12 protein-coding genes and 1 riboswitch are annotated in these 12,706 nt (G+C 62.6%); of the genes, 6 read left to right on the forward strand and 6 right to left on the reverse strand.

The features are described from left to right. Positions 1-51 precede the first annotated feature (51 nt). The 4 genes from chvE to araD1 all read left to right on the forward strand — a co-directional run bounded on the left by chvE (position 52) and on the right by araD1 (position 5,301). Positions 52-1,122: a multiple monosaccharide ABC transporter substrate-binding protein gene (chvE, locus tag H0241_RS04625; protein WP_023688685.1), complete on the forward strand. Its 1,071-nt coding sequence runs from the start codon at positions 52-54 to the stop codon at positions 1,120-1,122. Between the two features lie 156 nt (positions 1,123-1,278). Beyond that, positions 1,279-2,811, forward strand: coding sequence for a multiple monosaccharide ABC transporter ATP-binding protein (gene mmsA / locus H0241_RS04630; protein ID WP_181056241.1), 1,533 nt, complete (start codon positions 1,279-1,281; stop codon positions 2,809-2,811). Beyond that, positions 2,808-4,094, forward strand: a complete 1,287-nt coding sequence (gene mmsB, locus H0241_RS04635) for a multiple monosaccharide ABC transporter permease (protein ID WP_181056242.1) — start codon at positions 2,808-2,810, stop codon at positions 4,092-4,094. The genes mmsA and mmsB overlap by 4 nt, the downstream gene beginning before the upstream one ends. Positions 4,095-4,305: 211 nt before the next feature. Next, on the forward strand, positions 4,306-5,301 hold the full coding sequence (araD1, locus tag H0241_RS04640; RefSeq protein WP_181056243.1) for an AraD1 family protein: 996 nt from the start codon (positions 4,306-4,308) through the stop codon (positions 5,299-5,301). 188 nt (positions 5,302-5,489) lie between these two features. Here the strand turns inward: araD1 and H0241_RS04645 are convergent, their stop codons facing one another. Continuing rightward, positions 5,490-6,260, reverse strand: a complete 771-nt coding sequence (locus H0241_RS04645; protein ID WP_181056244.1) for an ABC transporter substrate-binding protein — start codon at positions 6,258-6,260, stop codon at positions 5,490-5,492. A gap of 89 nt (positions 6,261-6,349) precedes the next feature. Then, a complete protein-coding gene (locus H0241_RS04650) occupies positions 6,350-7,444 on the reverse strand; it encodes a 2'-deoxycytidine 5'-triphosphate deaminase (RefSeq protein WP_181056245.1) in 1,095 nt (364 codons plus the stop codon). Positions 7,445-7,583: 139 nt separating this feature from the next. Beyond that, positions 7,584-7,661, forward strand: a riboswitch (SAM riboswitch). A 58-nt stretch (positions 7,662-7,719) separates the two neighbouring features. Here H0241_RS04650 and H0241_RS04655 point away from each other — a divergent pair. Then, positions 7,720-8,910 (forward strand): O-succinylhomoserine sulfhydrylase, encoded by a 1,191-nt coding sequence (locus tag H0241_RS04655; protein ID WP_181056246.1) that lies wholly within the window; start codon positions 7,720-7,722, stop codon positions 8,908-8,910. Between the two features lie 21 nt (positions 8,911-8,931). Here H0241_RS04655 and H0241_RS04660 read toward each other — a convergent pair whose 3' ends face one another. From H0241_RS04660 to H0241_RS04670, 3 genes are all read right to left on the reverse strand, one after another. Continuing rightward, positions 8,932-9,189 (reverse strand): BrnA antitoxin family protein, encoded by a 258-nt coding sequence (locus tag H0241_RS04660; RefSeq protein WP_235984001.1) that lies wholly within the window; start codon positions 9,187-9,189, stop codon positions 8,932-8,934. 52 nt (positions 9,190-9,241) lie between these two features. Then, the gene (locus H0241_RS04665) at positions 9,242-9,511 is read right to left on the reverse strand and encodes a BrnT family toxin (protein ID WP_181056837.1); all 270 of its coding nucleotides are present in this window, start codon (positions 9,509-9,511) and stop codon (positions 9,242-9,244) included. A gap of 107 nt (positions 9,512-9,618) precedes the next feature. After that, the gene (locus tag H0241_RS04670) at positions 9,619-10,773 is read right to left on the reverse strand and encodes a glycosyltransferase (protein WP_181056247.1); all 1,155 of its coding nucleotides are present in this window, start codon (positions 10,771-10,773) and stop codon (positions 9,619-9,621) included. A gap of 222 nt (positions 10,774-10,995) precedes the next feature. Between H0241_RS04670 and apaG the strand changes: the two genes are divergently transcribed. Then, positions 10,996-11,388, forward strand: coding sequence for a Co2+/Mg2+ efflux protein ApaG (gene apaG / locus H0241_RS04675; RefSeq protein ID WP_142868334.1), 393 nt, complete (start codon positions 10,996-10,998; stop codon positions 11,386-11,388). Between the two features lie 245 nt (positions 11,389-11,633). On the opposite strand, the gene H0241_RS04680 is transcribed toward apaG, so the two are convergent. Further along, positions 11,634-12,665 carry an Hsp33 family molecular chaperone gene (locus H0241_RS04680; RefSeq protein WP_181056248.1) on the reverse strand — a complete coding sequence of 344 codons (1,032 nt, stop codon included), beginning with the start codon at positions 12,663-12,665 and terminating at the stop codon, positions 11,634-11,636. Positions 12,666-12,706 lie beyond the last annotated feature (41 nt).

Consider the following 12,706-nt stretch of genomic DNA (forward strand, 5'->3'; position numbering starts at 1 on the left):
CGGCCCGCGAAGCCCCGAGGTGTCGCGTCCATCAACCAGGGAGAGTTTTACGTGAAAATCATCAAGACACTGGCCGCAGTCGCGGCGCTTGGCATCGCTGCCATGACCTACTCGGCGCACGCCGCCGACAAGGGTCTTGTCGGCGTGCTAATGCCGACCAAGACCTCGCAGCGCTGGATCAATGACGGCGATGCCGTCAAGTCCCAGCTCGAAGCTCTCGGCTACACGGTCGACCTGCAATACGCGCAGGACGACATCCCCAACCAGCTCAGCCAGCTGGAAAACGAAATAACCAAGGGCCCGAAGGCGCTGATCATCGCCTCGATCGACGGCACCACTTTGTCGGATGCGCTGCAGAAGGCCGCTGACGCCGGCGTAGTCGTCGTCGCCTATGACCGCCTGATCAAGAAGACCGCCAATGTCGATTACTACACCACCTTCGACAATTTCGGCGTCGGCGTGATCCAGGCGAACTCGCTGGTCAAGGGCCTCAAGGAGCGTTTCCCGAACACCAAGCCGTGGAACGTCGAACTGTTCGGCGGCTCGCCCGACGACAACAACGCCTTCTTCTTCTACAATGGCGCCATCTCCGTCCTGCAGCCGCTGATCGACGACGGCTCGATCAAGATCAAGTCCGGCCAGACCGGCATGGACAAGGTCGGCACGCTGCGCTGGCTCGCCGCAACCGCCCAGGCGCGCATGGACAACCTGCTGTCGGCCAACTACTCGGACGGCAGCCGCGTCGATGGCGTTCTATCGCCCTATGACGGCCTGTCGCGCGGCATCACCGCCTCGCTGCGCGCCGTCGGCTACGGCACCGACGCTCAGCCCTGGCCGATCGTCACCGGCCAGGACGCCGAGACCGCTTCGGTCAAGCTGATCATCACGGGCGAGCAGTACTCGACCGTGTTCAAGGACACCCGCGAACTGGCCAAGGCCACCGTCGAACTCGTCGACAAGGTGCTCTCGGGCGGCAAGCCGGACGGCCTCGATGAAAAGACCTACAACAACGACGTCAAGGTCGTTCCCTCGATCCTGCTGACGCCGCATGACGTCGACAAGTCGAACTACCAGGCGCTGGTCGTCGACTCCGGCTACATCAAGGCCGACGAACTGAAGTAATCCGATTGCAAAGACAGGGGTCCTGCGCAACGCAGGGCCCCTTTCCGTTCACAAGCGACCCCGGTATTGTTTCTACCGGACCTTGTTTCCGTGCATGTCGTTGTCTCAAAACCGCGAGCACTTTTGAGCGACATGCAACAGGAGGAGCTTACCCTGATGACCTCGACGATTTTGGAGATGCGCGACATCACCAAGACGTTCCCCGGCGTGAAGGCGCTGTCGAACGTCAACCTCAGTGTCGAGGAAGGCGAAATACATGCCGTGGTCGGCGAAAACGGCGCCGGCAAGTCGACGCTGATGAAGGTTCTGTCGGGCGTCTATCCCGCGGGCACCTATGACGGCCAGATCATCTTTCAGGGCCAGGAATGCCAGTTCAAAGGCATCCATGACAGCGAACACAAAGGCATCGTCATCATCCACCAGGAGCTTGCGCTGGTGCCGATGCTGTCGATTGCCGAAAACATTTTCCTCGGCAACGAGCACGCGAAATACGGCGTCATCGACTGGGACGCCAACGAGCAGCGCACCGGCGCCCTGTTGAAGAAGGTGGGCCTCAAGGAGGACCCCAAGACGCTGATCACCAATATCGGCGTCGGCAAGCAGCAGCTGGTCGAAATCGCCAAGGCGCTGAGCAAGGAAGTCAAGCTGCTGATCCTCGACGAGCCGACAGCGTCGCTCAGCGAAAAGGACAGCCAGGCACTGCTCGACCTGCTGCTCGAATTCAAGAAGCAAGGCATGACCTCGATCCTCATCTCGCACAAGCTCAACGAGGTGAACCGGGTCGCCGACAAGGTCACCGTCATCCGTGACGGGCGCACCATCGAGACGCTGGCCAAGAAGGACATCAGCGAGGATCGCATCATCACCTCGATGGTCGGCCGCTCGCTCGACGACCGCTATCCGCCGCGCGAGCCGAAGATCGGCGAAGTCGTGTTCGAGGTGAAGAACTGGTCGGTCTATCACCCGCTCCATGCCGAGCGGCAGGTGATCAAGGGCATCGACATCAATGTGCGCAAGGGTGAGGTGGTCGGCATCGCCGGGCTGATGGGTGCCGGCCGCACCGAATTCGCCATGAGCCTGTTCGGCCGCTCCTACGGCCGCCGCATCACCGGCGAGGTTCTGCTCAAGGGCAAGCCGGTCGATGTCTCCACGGTAAGCAAGGCGGTCCAACATGGCATCGCCTACGTCACCGAGGATCGCAAGACCTACGGGCTCAACCTCATCGACCATATCAAGCACAACATTACGCTCGCCAATCTCGGCGGCGTGTCGCGCCACAGCGTGATCGACGACATGCGCGAGCTCGCGGTTGCCAACGACTACCGCAAGAAGACCAATATCCGCGCGTCCAGCGTCTATCAGATGACCGGCAATCTTTCGGGCGGCAACCAGCAGAAGGTGGTGCTGTCGAAATGGCTGTTCGCCGACCCGGACGTGCTGATCCTCGACGAGCCGACACGCGGCATCGATGTCGGCGCCAAATATGAAATCTATACGATCATCGCCCGTCTTGCCTCGGAAGGTAAGTCGATCGTGGTCATCTCGTCGGAAATGCCGGAATTGTTGGGGATTACCGACCGCATCTACGTCATGAACGAAGGGCGCATCGTCGGCGAAATGCCGGCGTCTGAAGCAAGCCAGGAAAAAATAATGCGCGCCATCGTTCGGGGAGAAGGAAAAGCAGCATGAGCACCGAAATCGCCCCGGCCCCGCAGGGCAACGTCGCCGAAGAACAGCGCCCGCGCATCGCCGTCTCGGCGCTGACGACGAATCTGCGCGAATACGGCCTGATCATCGCGCTGATCGTCATCATGCTGTTCTTCCAGTTCACCACGTCCGGGACACTGTTCAAGCCGGTCAACCTCAGCAACCTGGTGCAGCAGAACTCGTTCATCATCGTGATGGCGCTGGGCATGCTGCTGGTGATCGTATCCGGCTACATCGACCTCAGCGTCGGATCGGTCGCCGGTTTCATCGGCGCGCTGGCGGCCAACATGATGGTCATCTGGCAGCTCGGACCGCTCAGCAATCCGCTGGTGGTTTCGATCGTCTGCCTGATCGTCGGCGGCCTGATCGGCGCCGCGCAAGGCTACTGGATCGCCTATCACCGGATACCGAGCTTCATCGTGACGCTGGCGGGCATGCTGATCTTCCGCGGCATCTGCCAGGCGCTGCTGGGCGGCGGCTCCTCGGTCGGGCCGCTTCCCGACGACTTCAAGATGCTCAGTTCCGGCTTCATCCCCGACATTATCGGCCCGCTGACGCTCGTGCCGCCGGTAGTGAACGCGGCCGGCAAGACCATACTGGGCAGCGGCGTGACCCTGCACATGACGACGGTCGTGCTCGGCCTGATCGCCGTGCTGGCCTATGCCTATTTCGGGGTCCGCACGCGACGCAAGCGCGAACGCCATGGCTATGAGGCCGAGCCCTTCCCCCTGTTCATCGTCAAGACGCTGGTCGCCAGCGCGCTGGCGCTGTTCCTGGTCTATGAGTTCGCCAGCTACCGGGGCCTGCCGGTGGTGCTGCTGGTCATGGGCGTGCTGATCACGCTGTTCGTCTTCGTCACCAAGCGCATGACCATCGGCCGCCGCATCTACGCCATGGGCGGCAATGCCAAGGCGGCGCAGCTGTCGGGCATCAACACCGAGCGGCTGACGCTGATGGTGTTCATCAATATGGGCGTGCTGTCGGCGCTGGGCGGCCTGATCATCGCGGCTCGCCTTGGCCAGGCTGTGCCGGCTGCGGGTCTCGGCTCCGAACTCGACGTCATCGCCGCCGTCTTCATCGGCGGCGCCTCGGCGATGGGCGGCGTCGGCCAGGTCATCGGCGCGGTCGTCGGCGGTTTCATCATGGGCGTGATGAACAACGGCATGTCGATCATGGGCGTCAATGTCGACTGGCAGCAGGTGGTCAAAGGCCTGGTGCTGCTCGGCGCCGTGATCTTCGACGTCTACAACAAGAACAAGGCCTGACAGGCTTTAGGCGAGGCAACGAAGAAGGCATACGGGTCAAGATCGCGATGTTGCCGGCAACCTGCCGGCATCAGCAAGTTCCCTTGGGGATCGAGCCCGCGAGCGCAATCCGGACGAAGAGTTCAACCCGTGGCGCGGCGAGGTCCGAGCCGCGCAGGTCAAGGTTTGCCAAGAGGCAACCGGGCCAAGGCACATGAGAGAGGGTTTCATCATGCTGATCTCCCAGATTCTCGACGACGCCGAGACGATCCGTGTCGTCGCCCGCAATGGCGGCGGCAAGACCAGGGTCATCAATGGCGCCCGCAGCGTCTATTCGCTGGCGATGGAAGCTGCGCGCACCGGCGTCGGATTGGCCGCGCTGATCGAGCGCAAGGGATACGGTGAAGCCGTCGACCTCGACGCCGTCTACAAGAAAGGCCGGCTGGTGTCCCCGATCAACCATCCCGATCCCGCGCATCTGCATCTCACCGGCACCGGCCTGACCCATCTCGGCTCGGCGGCGACACGCGATTCCATGCACAAGAAGCTCAGCGACGGCGGCGAGGAGCAGCTCACCGATTCCATGAAGATGTTCCGCATGGGGCTGGAAGGGGGCAAGCCTGCCAAGGGCCAGACCGGCGTGCAGCCGGAATGGTTCTACAAGGGCAATGGCACCATGGCGGTGGCGCCGGGCGCGGCACTGATGTCGCCAGCCTTTGCGCAGGACGCCGGCGAGGAGCCGGAAATCGCCGGCATCTATGTCATTGGCGACGACGGCGCGCCGTTCCGCGTCGGCTTCACGCTGTCGAACGAGTTTTCGGACCACGTTACCGAACGGGTGAACTATCTGTTCCTGGCGCACTCCAAGCTGCGCAACGCCTCGTTCGGGCCGGAGATACTCATCGGCGACCTGCCGGCCGACATCAGAGGCTCATCGCGAATCTATCGCGACAGCAATCTTTTGTGGGAAAAGCCGTTCCTGTCGGGCGAAGCGAACATGTCGCACACCATCGCCAATCTCGAGCACCACCACTTCAAATATTCGGCCTTCCGCCAGCCCGGTGACGTGCATGTACACATGTTCGGCACGGCGACGCTGTCGTTTGCTGACGGCATCAGGACGCAGGCCGGTGACGTCTTCGAGATCGAGGCCGGAGATTTCGGATTGCCGCTGCGCAACCCGCTGGAGATCGAGGAGCCGGTGAAGGTGGCGGTGAAGGCGTTGTAGACTAGGTGATCTCCCCCCTCGTGGGGGAGATGGCCGGCAGGCCAGAGGGGGGCGCTGTCCCGCCAACCTTCAATCGAAAACAACTGCGCCTTCAGACTGGTCTTAGCGAGAAGTCGCGATCCTTCGCGCCCCCCTCTGCCCTGCCGGGCATCTCCCCCACGAGGAGGGAGATTAGCAGCGTCGACTTCTCAATAAATATCAAAATCGAAATACTTGGCCTGAATCTTCTTGTAGGTGCCGTCGGCGACGATGGCGTCGATCGCCGTGTTGAGCTTGTCGCGAAGGGCGGTGTCTTCCAGGCGCACGGCGATGCCGGCTTGCGTCTCGGTGCCCTTGACGTCGCCGACCAGCTTGCAGCAGCCTTCGCTCGCCTTCTTCAGCCAGTCCATCAGCACGAACTTGTCTGAAATCACCGCGTCAAGACGACCGTTCTGCAGGTCGGTGATCGCCTCTTCCTGGGTTGGGTAGAGTTTGGCTTCCGCGCCGGCCTTGCCATAGGCGTTCTGCGCGTAGTCGGCCTGGGTGGTCGAGGCCTGCGCGCCGACCGTCTTGCCGGCAAGGGCGGCCGGTTCGGTGGAGGTGAGATCGCTGTCCTTCGGCGCCACCAGCGCCAGCGGCGTGGTGTAGTATTTGTTGGTGAAGGCGACCTGCTTCTTGCGCTCCTCGGTGATGCTCATCGAGGCGATGATGGCGTCGAATTTTTTCGCCTGCAGGGCGGGAATGATGCCGTCCCAGTCCTGGGTGACGATCTCGCACTCGACCTTCATCTGCGCACACAGCGCATTGGCAATGTCGATGTCGAAGCCCTCGACTTTGCCGTCAGCGGTGATGGTGTTGAAGGGTGGGTAGGCGCCTTCGGTGCCGATCTTCAATTTCTCCTGTGCCTGCGCCAGCGAGCCGGCTGCTAACACCAGTACGGCAGCGCCGGCTGCCGATATGATCCATTTCGATATTTGCATTTTTGTTCCCCTAGGCCGTTGTTTTCCGGCAGCAGGGATAGCCAAGCATGACGAGCCGGCACAGGCAAGTATTTTGCCCGACGGTGATTTCAGCCGGCGGTGCGGAAATGCTTGGAAAGCTTCAGGCCCTGAGCCTGGTAATTCGAGCCGAGATCGGTACCGTAGAGCGCCTGCGGCCGCTTCAGCATGTGCTCGTAGACCAGCCGGCCGACGATCTGGCCGTGGTCGAGGATGAACGGGACTTCGTGGCTGCGCACTTCCAGCACCGCCCGGCTGCCGGTGCCGCCGGAGGCCGAATGGCCGAAGCCCGGATCGAAGAAGCCGGCATAGTGGACGCGAAACTCGCCGACCAGCGGATCGAAGGGGGTCATCTCGGCGGCGTAGAGCGGCGGCACGTGCACCGCTTCGCGGCTGACAAGGATGTAGAACTCGTCGGGATCAAGCACCAGTTCGCCGGCGCCGCTCTTGTAGAGCGGTTCCCAGAAGTCGACGGCATCCTGGGCGGCGCGCTTGTCGACATCGACCAGGCCGGTGTGATGCTTGCCGCGGTAGCCGACCAGCCCATTGTGATCGCCGTCCAGATCGATCGACAGCGCGATGCCGCCGCCGGAAATGTTGGGCGGCTCGGTCGCCACCAGCATCTCGGCCCGGTGCAATTCGTTCAGCTCCGCCTCCGACAGCAAAGCATTGCCGGTGCGGAACCTGATCTGCGACAGGCGCGAGCCGGCGCGCACGACGATCGGGAAGGTGCGCGGGCTGACTTCGAGATAGAGCGGGCCGTGATAGCCGGCGGCGATCTTGTCGAACTCGTGGCCGCGATCGGTCATCACCCGGGTGAAGATGTCGAGCCGTCCGGTCGAGCTCTTGGGGTTGGCCGAAGCCGAAATGTTGTCCGGCAGGGCGAGGCTTTCGAGCAACGGCACGATATAGACGCAGCCGGTTTCCAGCACCGCGCCTTCGGTCAGGCTGATCTCGTGCAGCTTCAGCCGCTCGAGCTTCTCCGACACCTTGTGGTTGGGGCCAGGCAGAAAGGAGGCGCGGACGCGAAAAGCCTTGTCGCCGAGCCTGAGATCGAGGCTGGCCGGCTGCACCTGATCGGAATCGAGAGCGCGCGGCGACTTCAACGCGCCGGACTGGAACAGCGCGGAAATATCCTGATCGGGAAGAATGCCTGTCTGCCGCAATGGCTGGCTCCGTTCCAAGGCCGGTCTCTTTGTGGCAGGTTCTTGCCGCAAAACCGCTGGACACTTTTGCGGAACCTGCCTGGTACAAACCTCTTAATGAAGCCGGCAATTGACGCAAGCATGGCTGAGGTCTAAAGGGTCGTTATCCCGTGGTGATTTGGCCGGTCGGCTTGCAGCCACGTTAAACAAGTCGCTAAAGGACCGTCGGGCCGCAAGGCCGTATGGACCGGTTGCGACTTTCGCGGCCGGTTTTTTTGTGTCTGGAACAAAAAGCGATGAGCACCAAGAAGCGTAACTGGAAGCCTCAAACCGCACTCGTGCACGGGGGAACGCTGCGTTCCCAGTTCGGCGAAACGTCGGAAGCGATGTACCTGACCCAGGGCTATGTCTACGAGACGGCGCAGGCCGCGGAAGCCCGTTTCAAGGGCGAAGAGCCGGGTTTCATCTATTCGCGCTACGCCAACCCGACCGTCGACATGTTCGAAAAGCGCATGTGCGCGCTGGAAGGCGCCGAAGATGCCCGCGCTACGGCATCGGGCATGGCGGCCGTGACGGCGGCGCTCCTGTGCAGCGCCAAGGCCGGTGACCACATTGTGGCGGCGCGCGCGCTGTTCGGCTCCTGCCGTTGGGTGGTCGAGACGCTGGCGCCGAAATACGGCATCGAGGCGACGCTGGTCGACGGCACCGACATCGCCAATTGGGAGAAGGCGGTCAGGCCGAACACGAAGCTGTTCTTCCTGGAGAGCCCGACCAATCCGACGCTGGAAGTGGTCGACATCGCCGCTGTCGCCTCGCTGGCGACCTCGATCGGCGCAAGGCTGATCGTCGACAATGTCTTTGCCACGCCTTTGCAGCAGAAGCCCTTGCTACTCGGCGCCCATATCGTCGTCTACTCCGCAACCAAGCACATTGACGGCCAGGGGCGGTGTCTTGGCGGCATCATCCTGTCGGACAAGAAGTGGATCGACGAGAATCTGCACGACTATTTCCGCCACACCGGTCCGAGCCTGTCGCCGTTCAACGCCTGGACGCTGCTGAAGGGCCTGGAGACGCTGCCGGTGCGCGTGCGCCAACAGACGGAAAGTGCCGGCAAGATCGCCGATTTCCTGGCCGGGCAGTCGCAGATTGCGCGCGTCATCTATCCCGGCCGCGCCGACCATCCGCAGGCCGACATCGTCAAGAAGCAGATGACGGGCGGTTCGACGCTGATCTGCCTCGACGTCAAAGGCGGCAAGCAGGCGGCCTTCGCCTTGCAGAACGCGCTCGACATCGTGCTGATCTCCAACAATCTCGGCGACGCCAAGAGCCTGATCACCCATCCGGCCACGACGACGCACAAGAACCTCAGCGATGAGGCGCGCGCCGAGCTCGGCATCGGGCCGGGAACGCTGAGGCTGTCGGTTGGTCTTGAGGATACGGACGATCTGCTTGAGGATATCGAGCAGGCGCTGAAGGCGGCCAAATAGCGGAAAGAGGCAGACCGGGGATTACAGACCCACGGCCTTGCGCAGCGCTTCGTTCATCCGCGTCTGCCAACCGTCACCGTCGGCCCTGAAGCGGTCGAGAACATCGGCGTCGAGGCGCAATTGTACGGCACGTTTGGGTCGCGCGAGCGGCGGCCGGCCAGCCTTGCGGCGAGAAACCGTATCTGTCGGCAACGCATCAGGATCGGCTTCAGCGGCAGCCGTGATCGCAGCATCTTCTTTGTCGGTCATCGCGGCCAGCGCCTTGCTGGCAAGCGCCAAGGCATCAGCACGTGACTGCTTTGGCGGAGTAGCCTCGCGGTGCACGATGGTCTTAGAGGTTTTCGACATAGTCCTTAATTTCCTGCCTTGTGGCCTTGCGTAGTGAAATAACGCGGATGGCGTGGCGTCGTTCGACATAAACCATCATATAGACGCCAGCCGCGATCAGACCGATCGCAACGAGACGATCCTCGCCAAAGTCCTCACTGTCATCGAGCCTGATAAGAGCATTGGCGAAATCGAAGGACGGAGCGATCGCAAAGTCCACGCCATGCTTGGCCCTGTTTGTCTTTGCCTTGTTTTCATCCCACTCGAACAGCATCGCCAACGGCGCATTCCATAAATTATGTGTACACAAAAATAGAGAGAAATTCAATAATTTTTGTATATACGATAATTGAATCGGGAAATCAAGCTGAGCTGCCGGAATCACGCCCCTGACGAGGCCTCTTCCAGTTCCGTCATCGCCTTGGTGCGGATGGTCATGGCGTTGCCGCGCCATTCGACCGCGCCGCCGAGCCAGCCGCGCGTCCAGATGGCTGGAAGCATCACATCGCGCACGATCATGGCAGTGACGATGCGCGGTGACAAATACCAGCCCTTGGCCCAAGCGAGCAGGCATTCCGGCGCATAGGCGAAGGCCAGGACGCACAAAGCCGTGGTGGGCAGGCCGACGCCGGCGCTTGCCGCCGCGACCAGCGCGAGCAGCAGCGGCACCGCCACACCGGTCAGGATTTCGGGCGTGTAGAACAGCGGGAAGGTGACGCGGCGCAGCCGCGCCCAGCGCGTCTGTCGCGACCAGATCTCGGCACAGGTGCGCTGGCCGAGCGGCTGCTCGAACGGCGAGGCGACGAGATTGACGCGCAGGCCGAGCCCGTTGACCAGCTTGGTCGCGGCAGCATCTTCGGCGATCTCGGCGGCAAGCGCCTCGATGCCGCCATTGGCGTCGAGCATCGGCTTGTTCCACAGCATGCTCTTGCCCTGGGCAAAGCCGAGGCCCAGCGCCTCGCCGGTATATTGCCAGCGCGCTTGCAGCGTGTTGAGGAAGGCGCATTCGACCTCGGCCCAAAAACCATCCGGCCGCGAGCCGATCGGGGTCGAGCAGACAAGCCCGGTGTCCGGCCGCCAGGCCGCCATTAGATGCTGGACATAGTCGACAGGCATCAGCACGTTGGAATCGGCCAGGATGACCCAATTGTGCTGCGCCGCTTGCCAGCCCTTCACACAGTTATTGAGCTTCGGGTTGGCGCTAACCCGGTCATCGCCGATCAGCAGTTGTGCCGGAATCTCGGGATGGCCGGCGATTGCGGCGTTGATGAGCTTGACCACAGGGTCTTCGGCATGGGCGACGCAGAAGATCAACTCGTAGCGCGGCCAGCCGAGCGAGAGGGCGCGCTGAAGCGTCTCCTGCGTGAACGGCTCCACGCCGCGCGACGGCACGACGATCGAGACCGGCGGCTGGTTGCCGGATGGCGGAGGGATGAGGCGCCGCGCTTTCAGTTTCGACGATGCAAGCAGGATGCTGGCGAGATTGGAAAGAAGCAAAGCGGAGGAAGCGAAGGCGGCTGTGAGAGCTAGTTCCATCGAGATCTGGTCACTCCGGAAAGGCCGCTCGCGGCCACTTCGTCAGTCGACAGATGGGGCCTTGAGTCGCCCGGCAAAGTTTGTGCACACCAACATTGTCATGTGTCACTTAAATGACATTGTTTGTCGGCACCTGCGCTTTGAGGCTGGCAGGACATGCCGCTCTGCGCGTATCAACCGCGCAACGCGACAAATATTCCTGCCGCGCAACTGGAGCAGCCCATGTACCGCGCCGTCACGCGCAACATCGAAGTGCAGGTCAGACCGTTCTACCTGGAGGATCGCTCCGATCCCCAGGAGAACCGTTATGTCTGGGGCTACCAGGTGACGATCGACAACCAGTCGGACGAGTTCGTGCAGCTGATGTCGCGCTACTGGCACATCACCGACGGCAGCGGCCGGGTCGAGGAGGTGCGCGGCGCCGGCGTGGTCGGCGACCAGCCCGAACTCAATCCCGGTGACAGCTATCAATACACGTCCGGCTGCCCGCTCTCGACACCGTCGGGCTTCATGGTCGGGCACTACACCATGCGCAACAAAAGGGGCGAGACGTTCGACATCGCTATTCCGGCGTTTTCGCTGGATTTGCCGGGGACGAGGCGGACGGTGAATTAGCGTCTTTCTCCCCGTTCTACGGGGAATTGAGGAATGGTCCGCGAAGCGGACGAAAAGCCAATTGCTTGGCTTTTCGAGTGACGAACGCCCGGCAGGACAATGAGGGGCGGCGCCGGACTGGTGAGACTATCTTCCGCCCACAACGGCGCCTGAGTGAGATACGCGGCGGCTATTCGCCCACGTCGCGCTGCCCCTCATCCGCCTGCCGGCACCTTCTCCCCGTGAAACGGGGAGAAGGAAGCGTTTCACTGAGCCGCGAATTCGGCCGGGTCGAAGTCGTACTGTGTCGAGCAGAACTCGCAGGCGACGTGGATGCCGCCATCCTGAGTGCTCTCCTTGATCTCTTCGGCGGAGAAGCCTTCTAGAATGCCGCGGATCTTGTCCCTTGAGCATGAGCACTGGTCGGCGACCGGCACGCCGCCGAAGACGCGCACGCCATGTTCGTGGAACAGCCGGTAGAGCAGCCGCTCGGCGCCGATGGTCGGGTCGATCAGTTCGGTCGGCTCGATGGTGCCGAGCAGGGCCACCAGTTCAAGCCACGAATTGTCGGCCGGTTCATGCGTGACGTCGCGCGGATCGCCATCGCCGCCCGAAATGTCGGGCACGCGCATGCGCTCCGGCGACTGCGGCAGGAACTGCGCCAGTATGCCGCCGGCGCGCCACTGTTCGCGCGCACCGCCGGGGCCGGGCGTCAGAAGCTTGGCCACCGAAAGCCTGAGATCGGTCGGGATCTGCTCCGACTGGCGGAAATAGGTGCGCGCGGCGTCTTCCAGCGTCTCGCCGTCAAGCTGGACGATGCCCTGATAGCGCTGCGTGTGCGCGCCCTGGTCGATGGTGAGCGCCAGCACGCCGCTGCCGAGCAGCGTCTGCTGCGAGGTCTCGCCGGCGGCCACCAGGGCCTCCAGCCGATCGGCGTCGAAGCGCGCATAGGCGCGCAATGCCGAGGGCGTGGAGAAATCCGCGACCAGCATGTCGACCGGCCCGTCGGTGCGGGTCTGCAGGATGAACTTGCCCTCGAATTTGAGCGAGGTGCCGAGCAGCACCGTCAGCACACAGGCTTCCGCCAGCAGGCGGGCAACCGGCTCGGGGTAATCGTGGCGGCTGAGGATGGCGTCGAGCATCGGCCCGAGCTGCACGGTGCGGCCGCGCACGTCGAGCGGGCCGACCTCGAAGGGCACGACATGATCGTCGCCGGCATAGCCGAACTCGCCGAGTTTGGGGTGATGTTCAGTCACTTGATACGTTTCCAACATGACAAAGCTCCAGGGCGCGGCCATGCGGCCCGGAGGGGCACATGCGTCCAAACGCGCTTGATTTG

The organism is Mesorhizobium neociceri, assembly GCF_013520985.1.
Classification (GTDB): Bacteria; Pseudomonadota; Alphaproteobacteria; order Rhizobiales; family Rhizobiaceae; genus Mesorhizobium; species Mesorhizobium neociceri.